The 15,723-nt window shown below is 71.9% G+C and carries 20 protein-coding genes; 5 read left to right on the top strand and 15 right to left on the bottom strand.

Going from position 1 to position 15,723, the window contains the following annotated elements:
* The first annotated feature begins 98 nt into the window (after nucleotides 1-98).
* Both ACIBG6_RS20280 and ACIBG6_RS20275 read left to right on the top strand, forming a co-directional pair.
* Nucleotides 99-1,388 (top strand): ion channel protein, encoded by a 1,290-nt coding sequence (locus ACIBG6_RS20280; RefSeq protein ID WP_399223941.1) that lies wholly within the window; start codon nucleotides 99-101, stop codon nucleotides 1,386-1,388.
* Between the two features lie 51 nt (nucleotides 1,389-1,439).
* Complete coding sequence (locus ACIBG6_RS20275) at nucleotides 1,440-2,858, top strand: glutamate decarboxylase (protein WP_399223940.1); 1,419 nt, start codon at nucleotides 1,440-1,442, stop codon at nucleotides 2,856-2,858.
* A gap of 15 nt (nucleotides 2,859-2,873) precedes the next feature.
* On the opposite strand, the gene ACIBG6_RS20270 is transcribed toward ACIBG6_RS20275, so the two are convergent.
* From ACIBG6_RS20270 to ACIBG6_RS20240, 7 genes are all read right to left on the bottom strand, one after another.
* Nucleotides 2,874-3,944, bottom strand: a complete 1,071-nt coding sequence (locus tag ACIBG6_RS20270) for an exo-alpha-sialidase (RefSeq protein WP_399223939.1) — start codon at nucleotides 3,942-3,944, stop codon at nucleotides 2,874-2,876.
* 265 nt (nucleotides 3,945-4,209) lie between these two features.
* The gene (locus tag ACIBG6_RS20265; protein ID WP_399223938.1) at nucleotides 4,210-4,974 is read right to left on the bottom strand and encodes an ABC transporter permease; all 765 of its coding nucleotides are present in this window, start codon (nucleotides 4,972-4,974) and stop codon (nucleotides 4,210-4,212) included.
* The gene (locus ACIBG6_RS20260; RefSeq protein ID WP_399223937.1) at nucleotides 4,971-5,954 is read right to left on the bottom strand and encodes an ATP-binding cassette domain-containing protein; all 984 of its coding nucleotides are present in this window, start codon (nucleotides 5,952-5,954) and stop codon (nucleotides 4,971-4,973) included. Before ACIBG6_RS20260 ends, ACIBG6_RS20265 begins: the two co-directional genes overlap by 4 nt.
* 100 nt (nucleotides 5,955-6,054) lie before the next feature.
* Complete coding sequence (locus ACIBG6_RS20255) at nucleotides 6,055-6,693, bottom strand: PadR family transcriptional regulator (protein WP_399223936.1); 639 nt, start codon at nucleotides 6,691-6,693, stop codon at nucleotides 6,055-6,057.
* Between the two features lie 93 nt (nucleotides 6,694-6,786).
* Complete coding sequence (locus ACIBG6_RS20250) at nucleotides 6,787-7,329, bottom strand: DinB family protein (RefSeq protein WP_399223935.1); 543 nt, start codon at nucleotides 7,327-7,329, stop codon at nucleotides 6,787-6,789.
* Between the two features lie 80 nt (nucleotides 7,330-7,409).
* Nucleotides 7,410-8,867 (bottom strand): aldehyde dehydrogenase family protein, encoded by a 1,458-nt coding sequence (locus tag ACIBG6_RS20245; RefSeq protein ID WP_399223934.1) that lies wholly within the window; start codon nucleotides 8,865-8,867, stop codon nucleotides 7,410-7,412.
* A 62-nt stretch (nucleotides 8,868-8,929) separates the two neighbouring features.
* Nucleotides 8,930-9,802, bottom strand: coding sequence for a helix-turn-helix transcriptional regulator (locus ACIBG6_RS20240; protein ID WP_329625651.1), 873 nt, complete (start codon nucleotides 9,800-9,802; stop codon nucleotides 8,930-8,932).
* Between the two features lie 362 nt (nucleotides 9,803-10,164).
* On the opposite strand from ACIBG6_RS20240, the gene ACIBG6_RS20235 reads away from it, so the two are divergent.
* Nucleotides 10,165-10,665, top strand: coding sequence for an ATP-binding protein (locus ACIBG6_RS20235; protein ID WP_399223933.1), 501 nt, complete (start codon nucleotides 10,165-10,167; stop codon nucleotides 10,663-10,665).
* Between the two features lie 101 nt (nucleotides 10,666-10,766).
* Here the strand turns inward: ACIBG6_RS20235 and ACIBG6_RS20230 are convergent, their stop codons facing one another.
* The 5 genes from ACIBG6_RS20230 to rpmG all read right to left on the bottom strand — a co-directional run bounded on the left by ACIBG6_RS20230 (nucleotide 10,767) and on the right by rpmG (nucleotide 12,957).
* Nucleotides 10,767-10,979, bottom strand: a complete 213-nt coding sequence (locus tag ACIBG6_RS20230) for a DUF397 domain-containing protein (protein WP_030219358.1) — start codon at nucleotides 10,977-10,979, stop codon at nucleotides 10,767-10,769.
* Nucleotides 10,980-11,126: 147 nt separating this feature from the next.
* Complete coding sequence (gene rpsR, locus ACIBG6_RS20225; protein WP_399223932.1) at nucleotides 11,127-11,402, bottom strand: 30S ribosomal protein S18; 276 nt, start codon at nucleotides 11,400-11,402, stop codon at nucleotides 11,127-11,129.
* Between the two features lie 3 nt (nucleotides 11,403-11,405).
* Entirely contained in the window at nucleotides 11,406-12,533 is a 1,128-nt protein-coding gene (locus tag ACIBG6_RS20220; protein WP_399223931.1) for a CobW family GTP-binding protein, read from the bottom strand.
* Nucleotides 12,533-12,787, bottom strand: coding sequence for a type B 50S ribosomal protein L31 (locus ACIBG6_RS20215; RefSeq protein ID WP_399223930.1), 255 nt, complete (start codon nucleotides 12,785-12,787; stop codon nucleotides 12,533-12,535). The genes ACIBG6_RS20220 and ACIBG6_RS20215 overlap by 1 nt, the downstream gene beginning before the upstream one ends.
* A 5-nt stretch (nucleotides 12,788-12,792) precedes the next feature.
* Nucleotides 12,793-12,957 carry a 50S ribosomal protein L33 gene (gene rpmG, locus ACIBG6_RS20210; RefSeq protein WP_329622682.1) on the bottom strand — a complete coding sequence of 55 codons (165 nt, stop codon included), beginning with the start codon at nucleotides 12,955-12,957 and terminating at the stop codon, nucleotides 12,793-12,795.
* Between the two features lie 83 nt (nucleotides 12,958-13,040).
* Here rpmG and rpmB point away from each other — a divergent pair, with 83 nt between their 5' ends.
* Complete coding sequence (gene rpmB / locus ACIBG6_RS20205) at nucleotides 13,041-13,277, top strand: 50S ribosomal protein L28 (protein WP_056652779.1); 237 nt, start codon at nucleotides 13,041-13,043, stop codon at nucleotides 13,275-13,277.
* On the top strand, nucleotides 13,277-13,582 hold the full coding sequence (gene rpsN / locus ACIBG6_RS20200; protein ID WP_317596602.1) for a 30S ribosomal protein S14: 306 nt from the start codon (nucleotides 13,277-13,279) through the stop codon (nucleotides 13,580-13,582). The genes rpmB and rpsN overlap by 1 nt, the downstream gene beginning before the upstream one ends.
* 21 nt (nucleotides 13,583-13,603) lie before the next feature.
* Here the strand turns inward: rpsN and ACIBG6_RS20195 are convergent, their stop codons facing one another.
* From ACIBG6_RS20195 to ACIBG6_RS20185, 3 genes are all read right to left on the bottom strand, one after another.
* On the bottom strand, nucleotides 13,604-14,389 hold the full coding sequence (locus ACIBG6_RS20195) for a hypothetical protein (protein WP_399223929.1): 786 nt from the start codon (nucleotides 14,387-14,389) through the stop codon (nucleotides 13,604-13,606).
* Nucleotides 14,386-14,931, bottom strand: coding sequence for a SigE family RNA polymerase sigma factor (locus tag ACIBG6_RS20190; RefSeq protein WP_399224032.1), 546 nt, complete (start codon nucleotides 14,929-14,931; stop codon nucleotides 14,386-14,388). The genes ACIBG6_RS20195 and ACIBG6_RS20190 overlap by 4 nt, the downstream gene beginning before the upstream one ends.
* Before the next feature lie 200 nt (nucleotides 14,932-15,131).
* Nucleotides 15,132-15,695 (bottom strand): hypothetical protein, encoded by a 564-nt coding sequence (locus tag ACIBG6_RS20185; protein WP_399223928.1) that lies wholly within the window; start codon nucleotides 15,693-15,695, stop codon nucleotides 15,132-15,134.
* Nucleotides 15,696-15,723: the final 28 nt, after the last annotated feature.

Genomic DNA, 15,723 nt, shown 5'->3' with positions numbered 1-15,723 from the left:
GCCTCTGGCCTGACGTGACGTGAGGTGCAAGCCCGTGCGGGCCCGTTCCGGCCGAATCTCGGGATGTTATGCGGCTTTTGCTCACCTATGGTGGGGCGGTGGCCACTGATCATGTTCCGCCCGCGCCGTCGCCCTCCCCCGCGGAGACCCCTCACCCGGTCCAGCTGCGGCAGATCCCGCCCGCGCTCGCGATCGGTGTCGCGGCGAGCCTGGTGCTCCTGGGGGTCAGTGCCCTCGCGGACGAGTTCAAGGACGTGCTCTGGAACGACCTGCCGGACGCCCTCGGCATCGGCGGCTACTCCTCCCTCTGGATCATCAGCATGCTCACGGCGACCGGTATCGCCGTGGGCCTCGTCGTGTGGAAGGTGCCGGGGCACGCCGGCCCCGACCCGGCCTCCGGAGGTCTCGGCGGGACGCCGCTCGCCCCCGGTGTGGTGCCGGGCCTGCTGGTCGCGGCCACCTTCGCCCTGGCCGGCGGGGTCAGCCTCGGCCCCGAGTATCCGATCATCACGGCCAACATCGCCCTCACCTACTGGCTCGGCCGCAAGGCACAGCCCACGGTCCCCGCCGCCGCCTGGGTCGCCCTCGCCTCGGCCGCCACCATCGGCGCCCTGTTCGGTACGCCGGTGGCCGCCGCCCTCGTCATCTCCGAGGCCCTGGTGGGGCAGCCGGGCCGCGGCTCACTCTGGGACCGGCTCTTCCTGCCGCTCGTCGCCGCCGGCGCCGGATCGATGACCACGGAGCTGCTCGCCGAGCCGACCTTCGACATGGGGCTGCCGCCGCTGACCGACCCCGGCTGGGGCGACCTCCTCGCCGCCCTCCTCATCGCCTCCGCCGCGGCCGTCTTCGGCCTCGCCTCCTGCTACCTCTTCCCCTACCTCCACGCGGCCTTCAAGCGGCTGCACCACCCGATGCTGATGCTGCCCCTGGGCGGTCTCGTCCTCGGCCTCCTGGGCGCCCTCGGCGGGCAGCTGACCCTCTTCAAGGGACTGGAGGAGGTCAAGGAGCTCACCTCCTCGATCGGCAGCTGGTCGTCCGGCGAGCTGGCCAAGCTGGCCGTGGTCAAACTGCTCGCCCTCCTCGTCGCCGCCTCCTGCGGCTTCCGGGGCGGCCGCATCTTCCCCGCCGTCTTCATCGGGACCGCCTTCGGGCTGCTCACGCAGGCGCTCGTCCCCGAGGTCCACCCCGCCGTCGCCGTCTCCTCCGCCGTCCTCGGCGTCCTGCTCGCCACCACCCGGCTGGGCTGGATCAGCCTCTTCACGGGGGCCGTCCTCGCCCCCTCCCCCGCGATGCTCGCCGTGCTCTGCCTGGCCACCCTCCCGGCCTGGCTGATCGTCACCGGACGCCCCCAGCTCGAACTCGACGACGAGGGCAAATCCCTGCACTGACCCGCGCCCCCACCCCACCCCCAACCCCAACCCGGACAGAAGGAATCCCCCATGCCGCTGCACCAGGGTCCCGACGCCTCCGCACCCCGGCACGAGCGCCGGCTCGCGCTCAACCCCTTCTTCGGGGAAGCCGATCCCATCGGCGGCATGACCGATGCCCCACCGCGCCACCAGCTCCCGGACGGGCCGCTGCCCCCGATGAGCGCCTATCAGATCGTCCACGACGAGCTGATGCTCGACGGCAACTCCCGGCTCAACCTCGCCACCTTCGTCACCACCTGGATGGAGCCCCAGGCCGGTGTCCTGATGAGCGAGTGCCGCGACAAGAACATGATCGACAAGGACGAGTACCCGCGCACCGCCGAACTGGAGCGCCGCTGCGTCGCCATGCTCGCCCACCTGTGGAACGCCCCGGACCCGACCACGGCCGTCGGCTGCTCCACCACCGGCTCCAGCGAGGCCTGCATGCTCGCCGGCATGGCGCTCAAGCGCCGCTGGGCCAAGCGGAACGCCGACCGCTACGCGGGCGGCGCCCGGCCCAACCTGGTGATGGGCGTCAACGTCCAGGTCTGCTGGGACAAGTTCTGCAACTTCTGGGAGGTCGAGCCCCGGCTCGTCCCCATGGAGGGCGACCGCTTCCACCTCGACGCCGAGTCCGCCGCCGCGCTCTGCGACGAGAACACCATCGGCGTCGTCGCCGTCCTCGGCTCCACCTTCGACGGCTCCTACGAACCGGTCGCCGAGATCTGCGCCGCCCTGGACGCCCTTCAGGAACGCACCGGCCTCGACATCCCCGTGCACGTCGACGGAGCCTCCGGCGCCATGATCGCCCCCTTCCTCGACGAGGACCTGGTGTGGGACTTCCGTCTCCCCCGCGTCTCCTCGATCAACACCTCCGGTCACAAGTACGGCCTGGTCTACCCGGGCGTCGGCTGGGCACTGTGGCGCTCCCCCGCCGAACTCCCCGAGGACCTCGTCTTCCGGGTCAACTACCTGGGCGGCGACATGCCCACCTTCGCGCTCAACTTCTCCCGACCGGGCGCCCAGGTCGTCGCGCAGTACTACACCTTCCTGAGGCTCGGCCGGGACGGCTACCGCGTGGTGCAGCAGACCACCCGGGACGTCGCCCGCGGCCTCGCCGAACGCATCGAGGCCATGGGCGACTTCCGGCTCCTCACCCGCGGCAACCAGCTACCCGTCTTCGCCTTCACCACGGCGTCCGACGTCACCTCCTTCGACGTCTTCGACGTCTCCCGGCGGCTGCGCGAACGGGGCTGGCTGGTCCCCGCCTACACCTTCCCCGCCAACCGCGAGGACCTGTCCGTCCTGCGCGTGGTCTGCCGCAACGGCTTCTCGGCCGACCTCGCCGAGCTGTTCGTCGAGGACCTGAAACGCCTGCTCCCCGAACTGCGCCGCCAGTCCCACCCGTTCACCCACGACAAAGGCGCGGCGACCTCCTTCCACCACTGAGCTCGACGGGGAGCCTCAGGACTCCTCGCCCTCGCAGGCCAGCCGGAACTCCGACCACCGCACCCCGTCCGCGGTCAGCGCGTACTGACAGGGAGCCTGCTCCCGCAGCAGTCCCAGCGGGGTGCGGCGGGTGAAGTGCGAGCCGTCACCGAGCCGGACGAAGGTCCGCCCGCCGTCCACGCTCCCGTACCCCGACAGCTCCCCGCCGATCTCCACCCGGCCGCCGGGGCCCGGGACCGGCAGCCCCAGCAGCGTCCGGGGCTCCCGCTCCGGCCCCGTCGTCCACATCCGCTGCCACGTCCGGCCCCCGTCCACGGAGCGGTGCAGCGCCCGCATCGGGTTCTTGACGGGCTCGCCGCCCGTCAGCTCCCCCATCTCGGCCGCGTACACCGCGTCCTGACCGACCGCCACCGCCGTGTACCACCCGGGCCCCACGGCGGGGCTCGGCAACCCGCTCACCGTCCAGCTCCGGCCCGCGTCCCGGGAGACGGCGACCGCCGCCCGCCCGGACAGCGGGTCCGTCCCCGAGACCCACCAGGACCCGTCGGGCTCCGGCTGCTCCGCCGGCCGCGGCTGCGCCCCGAGGAGCGGCACCCGGGCGAGCGCCCTGCGCCGCCCGTCCTGCGGCGAGACCACGACGAGACGCTTCCTGTCGCAGTCGTCGGGCAGGGCGCCGGCGGGCGCCGCGCAGTCGGCGGTGAGCACCGCCCCGGCGGGTATGTCCGGGGTCGTGCCGACCGTACGCCGGTCGCCCGCCCGCCAGCTCCGGCCGCCGTCCCGGGTGAACCAGGTCCGGGCGTCCGGCCCGGAACCGCCGTCCTCGACGAGCGCCCTGCCCGGCCCGAGGGCCAGCAGATGCGCCGAGACGCCCTCCGGCATCGCTATGTCGGGCAGCGGCGACCGCCGCAGCACCCACTGCTTCGCTCCCGCGTCCCGCACGGCCACGTGCTGCCGGCAGACGCCGCTCTCCGACGACGAGGCCGCCGCCAGGTCGCCCTCGCACTCGGCGAGCAGCGCGAACCCGCTGCCGTCACGTGCGAAGCCCAGGCTGTGCGCCCACCCGGGCAGCCCCGGCGAGGACGGCATGCGGGGCGGCGCCCCGAACACCCCCCTCGGATGCGGGGAGGTCGACGCCGAGCCCCCCGACGTCCCTGGCGGCGCCCCCGGCGAACCCTCACCCCCGCCCGTCCCTACACACCCCGTCAGTACCACCAACACCAGCGCCACGACGGCGCCGGCCGCTCCCACGAGCCTGCGCATCGCACGATCCCCCTTGCCCCTCGGGCGGTTCGCGGTGAACCACTGCTTTCAATACACCGCTCACCACCTTCGGGTTCCCACCTCCGCGCCGCTACTTTCCGAGCCGCCCGAACCTCCGTACCGCCAGCGGGAAGAAGACCGCGAGGAGCACCAGCGGCCACACCACCGCCGCCATGACGTACCCCGGTTCGCCGCCCGGATTGCCGAAGAGTTCGCGCACCGCCGTCGCGGTCGCCGACATCGGGTTCCACTCCACGACCGTGCCGAGCCAGCCCGGCATCGAGTCCGGCGAGGCGAAGGCGTTGGAGAGGAAGCCGACGGGCCAGACGAGGATCTGCACCGCCTGCACCAGCTCCGCGCGCCCCGCGACCAGGGCGAGGAAGATCCCGATCCACAGCATCGCGAAGCGCAGCAGGAGCAGCAGCCCCAGCGCCCCCAGGAAGCTCCCGACCCCGCCGGTCGCCTGCCAGCCGATCGCGTATCCCACGCCCACCATCACGAGCAGCCCGACGGTCGACTGGAGCATGTCGGCGGCGGCCCGGCCGACCAGGACGGCCCCGTCGGTCATCGGCATCGCCCGGAACCGGTCGATCACGCCCTTGTTCAGGTCCTGCGTCACCGCCGTCATGGTGCCTTCGAGCCCGAAGACCATCGTCAGGGCGAGCATGCCGGGCACGAGGTAGTCGACGTAGTCGCCGTCGACGGCCCGCCCGCCGCCGACGAGGTAGCCGAACATCAGCAGCATCATCACCGGGAACACGAGCCCGACCAGGACCTGCACGGGCTGTCGCGCCCAGTGGGCGAGTTCCCTGCGGGTCATCGTCCAGCAGTCGCTCACCACGTATGCGGCGCTCATGCCGCCACCTCCTTCTCGCGATCCGTGTCCTGTTCCTCGCGATCCGTGTCCTGGCCCGTCAGCCGCAGGAAGGCCTCGTCCAGCGTCGGCCGCCGCAGCGCGATGTCCTCCGCCTCGATCCCCGCCGCCCCGAGGACCCGTACGGTCTCGGTGAGCGAGGCCATCCGGTCCGCCACCGGCGCGCTGAGGAGCCGCCGGTCGGCGTCCACGCTCACCTCCGCCCGCGCGGCCGGCAGCAGCGCGGCCGCCTCGTCGAGCCGTGCCGCGTCCCGGACGACCACGTCGATGCGGTCGGCGCCGACCCTCGCCTTGAGCTCGTCGGCCGTGCCGTCGGCGACGACCCGCCCCTGGTCCACCACCGAGATCCGGTCGGCGAGCCGGTCGGCCTCCTCCAGGTACTGCGTCGTGAGCAGGACCGTCGTCCCCCCGCCGACCAGGGAGCGCACCGACTCCCACACCTCGCCGCGGCCGCGCGGGTCGAGCCCGGTCGTCGGCTCGTCGAGGAAGAGCACCTCGGGTTCGGTGATCAGCGAGGCCGCCAGGTCGAGCCTCCGCCGCATGCCGCCGCTGAACTGCTTGACGGGCTTGCGGCCGGTGTCCGTGAGGCCGAAGCGCTCCAGGAGCTCGTCGGCCCGTGCCCCGGCGCCCCGCGCGCCCAGGTGGTGGAGCCTGCCGAACATCTCCAGGTTCTGCCGGCCGCCCAGCTCCTCGTCGAGGGCGGCGTGCTGCCCGAGCAGCCCGATCCGCCGGCGGACCTCCCGGGCCTCGGTCCGTACGTCGTGGCCCGCGACCCGCACCAGGCCCTCGTCGTGGCGCAGCAGGGTCGCCAGGATCCGTACGGTCGTGGTCTTTCCCGCACCGTTGGGGCCCAGCAGGCCGTGGACGGTGCCGCGGGCGACGGACAGGTCGAGCCCGGCCAGGGCGTCCTTCTCCCCGTACCGCTTCCGTGCGCCCTCCACGAGGATCGCTTCCTTGTTCATTCCGATTCCTCCCGAAAACGCCTTAGTCAAATTTGACCAGCTACCGCCGACGGAGGAAGTTATGCCCTCGCGGGCAACTAGTCAACCTTGATTAGTCGGCTCAGTCTCGATCGGCTTCGGAGGGGCCCGTCGCGAACGGGTTCTCCTCGCCCTCGGCGAGCACGCCCACGAAGGGATCGCCCTCACCCGCGAACACGTACGCCCCGCCCTCGATCCGCTCGATCAGACCGAGCGTCCACTCCTTGCCCGCGTCGGCCGAGTGCACCCAGAGGTGCATGATCTCGCCGATGTGCCCGAGCTGCCCCGGGCCGCCCTCCGGCGTGTAGTACTCGGTGACCGCGTCCCGCCACTCGTCGAGCGCCCGCACCCGCCGCCGCAGCAGCTCCGCCGCCTCCTCCCGGGGGAGGTCCACGATGAAGCCGATGCCGGCCGACAGGACGTCCATCTTCTGGTCGTACGTGGTCAGGGCCTCGCGGAGCAGCGCGAAGTACTCCTCCGTGCCCTGCTCCGTCAGCTCGTACTCGACGCGCGGCGGCCCGCCGACCGCACTCGGCGCGATCTCGTGGGCATGCAGCATTCCCTGCTTCGCCATCTGCTTGAGCGCGTGGTAGATCGAGCCGGGCTTGGCGTTGGACCATTCGTGCGCGCCCCAGAACTCGAGGTCGTTGCGCACCTGGTAGCCGTGGGCGCGGCCGTGCATCTTCACCGCGCCCAGGACGAGCAGCCGGATCGCCGACATCCCACCCACCTCCTAGTCAATTTTGACCAGGGTACGCAGGGAACGCAGGGCACACATCGTGCGCGGACCGCAAGGCGGGTCCGCGCGGCGGGGTCACCCCCGGCCCTGCTCCTGCGCGATCAGATCGAAGGAGCCCTTGCCGTCCAGGGACTCGCGGATGACGTCCGCGTGCCCGGCGTGCCGCCCCGCCTCCTGGACGAGGTGGAGCAGCATCCAGCGGACCGACACCCGGCCGTCCTTCGGGAACCAGGGCGCCTCCGGCAGCGGGAAGGTGTCGTCCAGGCTCGGCACCGAGCGCGCGAAGTCCACGGTCTCCTTGGCCACGACCGCCCAGAAATCCACGATCTCCGGGATCGTCTCGTCCCCGACGAGCCGGAAGCCCTCGCCCCAGGTCTCCTGGGTGCGCTGCCGCTCGTTCGGCCGCTGCTGCGCGAGGCGGAGCCAGTTCAGCTCCACCTCGGCGACGTGCTTGAGCAGGCCGGACAGGCTGAGCTCGCTGACGCTGGGGCGGCTCGCCGCCTGCTCCTCGGTGAGGCCGAGGAGCGAGCGGCGGATCGCGGCGCGCTGGGCCTCGATGAAGTTGAGGAGCGCGCCGCGCTCGTCGCCGTGGGCCTCGGTGGGAACGAGAGCGACCATGATGTCCGCCTTCCGTACGGGAGCTTTTCCGACACCCCTCACGCTACGGACCCTTGCGGACAGTTTCTGTCCTAGACGCCCTAGAAGGGGAAACGGCTCCGGCCGTGCTGGATCGAGATCCACTTCTGCGTGGTGAAGGCGTCCACCATCGCGTCGCCGTTGAGCCGTCCGATGCCCGAGTGCTTCTCGCCGCCGAAGGGCACGATCGGCTCGTCGTGCACGGTGCCGTCGTTGATGTGGATCATGCCGGTGTGGATGCGCTGCGCGACCCGTACGCCCCGCTCGACGTCCCCGGTGTGCACGGCACCGCTCAGCCCGTACGGGGTGTCGTTGGCGATCCGTACGGCCTCCTCCTCGCCGTCGAAGGGGACGATGAGCGCGACCGGGCCGAAGATCTCCTGGCTCAGCACGGGCGAGTCGGCCGGGATGCCGGCCAGGACGGACGGGGAGACGACGTTCCCGTCGACCGAGCCGTGCAGCAGCGCCGTCGCGCCGGCCGCGACCGCCTGGTCGACGACCGAGGAGACGGCCTCCGCCTGCTGGGAGTTGATCAGCGGGCCGATGTGGGTGGCGGGGTCGGCCGGGTCACCGACCCGCAGGGTCTTCACCTTGGCCACGAACTTCTCGGTGAACTCCGCCTCCAGGCGGCGGTCCACCAGGATGCGGTTGGCGGCCATGCAGACCTGGCCCTGGTGCACGAAGCGGCTGAAGACGGCCGCGTCCACCGCGTAGTCCACGTCGGCGTCGTCGAGGACGATCAGGGCGCTGTTGCCGCCGAGTTCGAGGACGGCGTGCTTGAAGTTCTGCGCGCAGACCGTGGCGACGTGGCGGCCGACCTTGTCGGAGCCGGTGAAGGAGATGACCTTCGGGACGGGGTGGGTGAGGAGCGCGTCGCCGATCTCGGCGATGTCGGTGACGACGACGTTCAGCAGACCGGCCGGGAGGCCGGCCTCCTCCAGGACCTTGGCGACGAGCGTACCGCCGCAGATCGGGGTGTTCTGGTGCGGCTTGAGGACGACCGCGTTGCCGAGGGCGAGCGCGGGCGCCACGGACTTGATCGAGAGGAGGAAGGGGAAGTTGAAGGGGGAGATGACGCCGACGACACCGACCGGGAGGCGGTAGACGCGGTTCTCCTTGCCGTCGACCGGCGAGGGCAGGATCCGGCCCTCGGGGCGCAGCGCCAGCTGGATCGCCTCGCGCAGGAACTCCTTGGCGAGGTGCAGCTCGAAGGCGGCCTTGAGGCGGGTGCCGCCGAGCTCGGCGACGATCGTCTCGGCGATCTCCGCCTCGCGGTCCTCGACGATCCGCAGCGCGCGCTCGAAGACGAGCCGGCGCGTGTACGGGTTGGTCGCGGCCCACTCGGCCTGCGCGCGCTCGGCGGCGCGGTAGGCGCGGTCGACCTCGTCGACGGTGGCGATGGTGATCGACGCGAGCTTCTCCCCGGTGTACGGGTTGAAGTCGATGATGTCCCACGAGCCGCTGCCCGGCTTCCACTCGCCGTCGATGTACTGGTGGGCCAGGTCGGTGAAGTGCGACATGGTGGAGACCCCTCTACCCGCTACCTGCGATCAGACTGATGTGGCGTCATCGTACTGATGTGTCAGGAGAGTTGGAGGAGTCCCCGAAGAAGGTCGCGGCTTTCGGCCGGATCCGGACTGTCCTTCTGGAGGCGCTCCATCACGCGCTGGTACTGGGCGACCTCCTCGCGCTTGTCGACGTAGAGGGCGCTGGTGAGCTGCTCCAGGTAGACGATGTCGGAGAGGTCGGATTCGGGGAAGCTCAGCATCGTGAAGGCGCCGCTCTCACCGGCGTGACCGCCGAAGCTGAAGGGCATGACCTGGAGCGTGACCCCGGGGTGCTCGGAGATCTCGATGAGATGCCTCAACTGCCCCTGCATGACGGAGCGGTCGCCGTAGGGACGGCGCAGCGCGGCCTCGTCGAGGACGGCGTGGAACTGCGGGGCCCGCTCGGAGACGAGGACCTTCTGGCGCTCCAGGCGCAGGGCGACGCGGCGGTCGATCTCGGCGCGCGGGGCCTCGGGCATGCCCCGGGTGACGACGGCGTGGGCGTACGCCTCGGTCTGCAACAGGCCGTGGATGAACTGGACTTCGTAGACGCGGATGAGGGAGGCGGCGCCTTCGAGTCCGATGTAGGTGGGGAACCAGCCGGGCAGGACGTCGCCGAAGCTGTGCCACCAGCCGGTGACGTTGGCCTCGCGGGCGAGGCCGAGGAGCGCGCCGCGCTCGGTCTCGTCGCCGACTCCGTAGAGGGTGAGCAGATCCTCGATGTCCCTGGCCTTGAAGCTCACCCGTCCCAACTCCATACGGCTGATCTTGGATTCGGACGCGCGGATCGAGTATCCGGCGGCCTCGCGGGTGATTCCGCGCGACTCGCGCAACCTCCTCAGCTGGGAGCCGAGCAGGATGCGCCGGACCACGCTCCCGCTCGCTCCGCTCGATTCGCCTGCGGTCACTGCGGTCACGGCTCTCAGCCTCCCCTTTACCGGTGTCGAGCCCCCGTCGAGCCCCGGATTCTGCCACCAAACGCTTCAGCGCGTACACATTCGATTACGGAAAGAGGGCGACTTCCGGGCACCTGCTCGACGGAACGGGGCGCATCGGGGGGCGCATCCAGGGTGGGGACGCGCGGATTCGCCCGTCAACCCGCAGAAGATATGCACAGATTCGCCACAGGGACGGACAGGTCCGGCGCGTGCACGTGCATCTGCCCTTGCATCCAGTGGTCGCATTCGGAACCATGGACCCCGCGCAGCCGCGTACTCGTTCGTGTTGTCGTGTTGTCGCACCACAGTCGCGATTCCCGGGAGTGCCTCGCATGGGGACGAATGGATCGACCGTGCTCGAGCCGTTACGGCAGGGCCTTCCGCCGATCGATCCCGGCGCCGTCTCCACCTCCGCTTCCTGCGCTCTGCCCGCCCGGTTCGAAGCCGTGCGCGGAGCCCGGAAGTTCACCAGCGCGACGCTCGACCGCTGGGACATGGCCGACCGCTTCGACGATGTGGCCCTGGTCGTGTCCGAGCTCGTCACCAACGCGCTGCGGCACGCGGTGCCCGCCGACGCGCCCCAGGAAGACGGCCAGAACCCGCCCGTGAGGCTGCACCTCATGCGCTGGGCCTCGCGCCTGGTGTGCGCCGTGCGCGACCCGAGCGGGGCGAGCCCGGAGGCACGCGGCGGCGAGGAGGACTTCGCCGCCGAGTCGGGGCGCGGACTCTTCCTGGTGGAGGCGTTCAGCGACAGCTGGGGATGGCACCCGCTCGCCGGGACGCTCCAGGGCAAGGTCGTGTGGGCGCTGTTCCGGGTCGGTCCGGAGCAGTAGGCGGCACCTGACCGGCATCCGTAGGCATGCATGGACGAAGGGCCCCGGCGGTCGCCGCCGGGGCCCTTCGTCCGTCATCCGTGTCCCTCGTGACACCGGACTCACACCAAGTGGTCGAACTCCCCGTCCTTGACGCCGAGCAGGAGCGCCTCTATCTCCGCCGGCGTGTAGACGAGCGCGGGTCCGTCGGGGTGGCGCGAATTGCGTACGGCAACGTTTCCCCCCGGAAGTTTCGCGAACTCCACGCAGGACCCCTGGGAGTTGCTGTGCCTGCTCTTCTGCCACACGACGCCTCGCAGCTCCGTGGCCGCCATGCCGTTGTACGCGTGATGCGCATGATGCACTGGTAGCTCCCCGAATTGCTTGGTGCAGGTGTCAACTTCCTCGGATCATAGCTGTGTTCATATGCCGATGCATGAGCAGATGCACGTGCACGAGGGGTGGCGTAGTGGCTACGCGACTCAGCGTGCTACCGAGGAGTACGGCAGAAGTGCCATCTCGCGGGCGTTCTTCACGGCCCTCGCGATCTGCCGTTGCTGCTGCGCGCTCACCCGGGTCACCCTACGGCTCCTGATCTTCCCCCGGTCGGAGACGAACGTCCGCAGCAGGGCCGTGTCCTTGTAGTCGACATAGAGGACGTCGTCGCGGTCGAGCGGGTTGGGTCGCGCCTTCACCGACTTTCGCGGGGAGTTGTGCGGGGAGGTGCGCGAGGGCTTGCGCGGGGGCTTGGCGGGCATGGATCAGACCTCCAGGAGGGTGTCGAACGCGGAGGCGAGCCCCTTCCAGGACTCGCGCCCGGCGGCGTACTCGGCGTCCGTGAGCAGACAGGAGCCGAGGAGCTCGGCCAGGCCGTCACGGTCCAGGCCGGGCGAGGTGAAGACCAGGTGCTGGCAGCGGTCACCGTGCTCGGGGTGCCAGTCGAGGGCCGCGGCGGCCCGCCGTACCGGCGGGACCATCTCCCAGGCCGCGTCGGGCAGCGACGCCAGCCAGGGACCGGCGCTCTCCACGCACAGCGCGCCGCCCGCCGCCTCCCACGCGAGCAGGGTGTCGGGCCGGTCGGCCAGATAGAAGCGGCCGCGACTGCGGGCGGCGGCGCAGGTCAGGTCCTCCAGGGCGGACCAGAGCCGCTCGGGGTGGAAGGGCCGGTGGTGGCGCCAGACGTACGTGGCCACGCCGTGCTCGTCCGCGTCCTGCGGCAGCAGCGCGCAGGCCGGGTGCTGGGCGGCGGCCGCGGCCTCCACGTCGAAGCCGGCGAAGACCGCGGCGGCAAGACCGCCGCCCTCGACGGGGATCCGGCGGGCGGTGGGATGGAGCTGGTCGAGCAGTGCCAGGTCCTCGGCGTCGGCCTCGGGGCTCGCGGCGACGGCGAGAACGGGCGCGTACTCCAGCTGGCGCGCCCAGGTGTCGGCGACGGTGCGCCGGTCGGTGGCGGCCGCGGCGAGACCGACATCGGCGAGGTCGTCGCCGTTGCCGAGGAAGGGCAGGAGGAGCGCCGGGTCGACGGCGGTGACGACGGCGCCGATGCGGAACCCGGCGGCGGCGACGACCTCGGCCATCGCCTTGGGCTCGACGGAGTCCCAGAGCTCGACGACGGCGAGCCGGGTGAGGCCGGAGTCGCGGAGCCGCTCCAGCTCGGGGACGAGGTCCTCGCGCAGGGCGCAGCAGGCGCAGTCGTTGACGAGCGGCGTCTCGCCGGTGGACAGGACGCCGGTGGCGTCCCGGACGGTACGGGCGACGGTCCCGGTGGCGGGGGCCGTCGCGAGGTCGTGGTGGAGCGCCACGCCGCCGGGGACGTCGGCCAGGAGCCGGTCCACGGCGGCGCGGCGGGCGTCGGAGTGGAGTCCTCCGACGAGGGCGACGGAGAACATCAGCGGGCCTCGCGCGGTCCGTACCGCTTCTCGAAGCGCTCGACGCGGCCGGCGGTGTCGAGCACGCGCGCGGTGCCGGTGTAGAAGGGGTGGCTCGCCGAGGAGATCTCGACGTCGACGACGGGGTAGGTGCGCCCGTCCTCCCACTCCACGGTCTTGTCGCTGGTGAGGGTGGAGCGGGTGAGGAAGGAGAGGCCGCCGGTCTTGTCGCGGAAGACGACGGGGGCGTACGGGGGGTGGATGCCGGGCTTCATGGGGCTCAGCGCTCCTCTCGGAAGTCGACGTGACGGCGGACGACCGGGTCGAACTTGCGCAGGGTGAGGCGGTCGGGGTCGTTGCGGCGGTTCTTGCGGGTGACGTAGGTGAATCCGGTGCCGGCGGTGGACCGGAGTTTGACGAGGGGACGGAGTTCGTTGCGTGCCATGATGTGTAGAGTAAATGAAAATGGTTCCCATTTCCAGTTTCTGGGTTTCTCTGCGGAGAGCTCTACGGAGAGGTAGGTCACCCTTGTCCGCCCACTGCCAGCTGACCGGCGCGCGGCCCGGATTCGGCAACCGGATCTCGCACTCCCACCGGCGCACCTCGCGGCGCTTCGACCCCAACATCCAGCGCAAGCGGTACTGGCTCGCCGGCGAGGGCCGGTACGTCCGGCTCACGCTCAGCGCCCGCGCGATCAAGACCGTCGACGCCATCGGCGTGGAGGCCGCCGTGGCCCGCATCCGGGCGCGCGGGGTGAGGGTCTGATGGCCAAGCGGAGCAAGATCGCACGCAACGAGCGGCGGAAGACCGTCGTGGCGCGGTACGCCGAGCGGCGGGCCGAGCTGAAGGAGATCGTCCGCCGCCCCTCCACCCCCGCCGCGGACCGCGCGGCGGCGGTACGGGAACTCGGCCGCCAACCCCGGGACGCGAGCGCGACCCGGGTGCGCAACCGGGACGCGGTGGACGGCAGGCCCCGGGGCCACCTGCGGAGGTTCGGGCTGTCCCGGGTCCGGATGAGGGAGCAGGCGCACGCGGGCTTCCTGCCGGGGGTGCGGAAGGCGTCGTGGTGAAGGGGAGCCCGGCGGTCGCGGTCAGCCCGGGAGGTTCGTGAGGAGCTCGCCCGCGCGGTCGTACATCGCCACGGAGGCCTCCCCGCCCGACGGCCCGGTGTGCGCGTACCAGACGCCCCAGCCGGGCCGGCCCGGCAGTTCGAGCAGGGTCGCGGTGGTCCTGCCGCCCCCGGAGCCCGTCAGCTCGACCCGGCCCACCGCGCGGGTCCCGTAGTACAGACCCGAGTGGAAGCCGCCCGCCGCCGACGACTCGCTCTGGTGGCTCACGCCGGGCGCGGCCGTGTCGACGTTGCCGTCGGTCACGCTGCGGGTGTTCTCGTACCCGTCCGGCCCCGTCCAGTGCTTGCCCTGGGACGTCAGCCAGATCTTCCAGCCCTTCCCGGCGTCGACGCGCTCGCCGGAGGCCACGACCCGGACCGGCGTCGGCGTCCGCGCCGCCGTCCGTGTGGGCGTGGCGCGGGACGTGGGCGGCGGGACCTGAGGGGTGACCGTGGCCGGTGGAGCGGCCGCCTGGGCCGGGGTCGGCAGGGACGGGCCCGTGTACGTCACGGCGACGACCGCCGCCACGGCCGTCGCCGCCGCGACGACCGACAGCGCCGAGAAGGTCGCCGTACGGCGGCGGCGGAGCGACCGGCCCGCGCGCCGGACGGCCTCCAGCGGCACCGGGCCCGGGGTGACGTCGAAGGCCTCTCGCGCGAACGCCTCGCGGATCCGGTCGACTTCGGCGTCAGTACTGTCGCTGTCGCCGGTGTCGGCTTCGCTCTCATGGCCGGTGTCCGGATCGGGTGCGGATTCGGGGGTGGTCATCGGTGGGCTCCGGACGGGGCGGGGGCGTACGGGACGGGGGCGGCGACGAGCCGGGGGTGGGTGCGCAGCGCGGCCAGGCCGCGTCTCGCGTGCGTCTTGACCGTGCCGAGCGAGCAGTTGAGCACACTCGCGATCTCCTGCTCGGTGAGGTCCTCCCAGTAGCGGAGCACCATCACCGCGCGCTGGCGGGCGGTCAGGTCCGCTAACGCCTCCTGGAGCGCGGTGCGTTGTTCGACGGCCTCGGCATGTCCCGCGTACGTGTTCCGGAGCGACTCGGGGAGCACCGGCGTGAGGAGCAGGGCGACCCGCTTGCGGCGGATGCGGCTGAGGTTGTTGTTGACGAGGGCCCGGCGCACGTAGAGGTCGATCTCGCTCCGGGGGACGCGCCGCCACCGCCCGTACACCTTGGCCAGCGTCGTCTGGACCAGGTCCTCCGCCTCGTGGAAGTCGCCGGTCAGCAGTTGGGCCGTGCGGACGAGCCGGGGCCAGGCGGCGACGGCGAAGTCGGCGAAGCCGTCGTCCCCGTCGACGGCTTCGTCCACGGCGTCGGCGTCGTCCACGGCGTCGGCGGCGGCGTCGTCCCGGGCGAAGGCGGTGTCCCCGGCTGCGGGCTCGTGCTGCGGCACGGTGTCGGACCTCGCGATCGTTCGGTGGAGGAGAGGGGCGGGGCCAGCCCCGTGCCGGGCCCCGCCCACATTCATGGGTGCCGCCGGACGGATCCCGCCGGCCAGAAGCTCCCCGGTCAGAAGTCCCAGGCCGGAAGGTCGGCCAGGAGCTTGCCGGAGCGGTCGTACAGCGCGACGGCCGGGCTGCCCTGGGTCGGTCCGGTGTGGACGTACCAGACGCCCCAGTCGGAGCGGCCGGGCAGGGCGACGAGGGTGGCGACGGTCTTGCGGCCGTCCGCGTCGGTCAGTTCGACGCGGCCCGCGTCACGGGTCCCGTAGTAGAGGCCGGAGTGGAAGACGCCGTTCTCGTCGCCCTCGCTCTGGTGGCTCACACCCGGCTGGGTCCGGTCGATGTTGCCGTCGACCACGCTGCGGAAGTTCTCGTAACCGTCCGGGCCCGACCAGTGCTTGCCCTCCCTCGTCAGCCACACGGTCCAGCCCTGTCCGGCGTCGACGCGCTCACCGGGGCGGACGGTACGGATGGGGGTGGGGGCGGGGGCCGTCGTGAGGGTCTTCGCCGCCGCTGTGGTGGTGGTCTCGGCGGTCACGGTCTCGGTCACGGCGGTCGCCGACGCCGACGCCGGCGCGGCGATGGTGGCCGCGGCCGCCACGGCGACAAGGGCCGACAGGTACGTCTTCATGCGGTTGCTCCTGGATCGTCTCGGTCGC

The organism is Streptomyces sp. NPDC050842 (genome assembly GCF_044456565.1).
Classification (GTDB): Bacteria; Actinomycetota; Actinomycetes; order Streptomycetales; family Streptomycetaceae; genus Streptomyces.
Note: the sequence above shows the minus strand (reverse complement) of the source record. Positions and strands in the feature narration are given on the sequence as shown.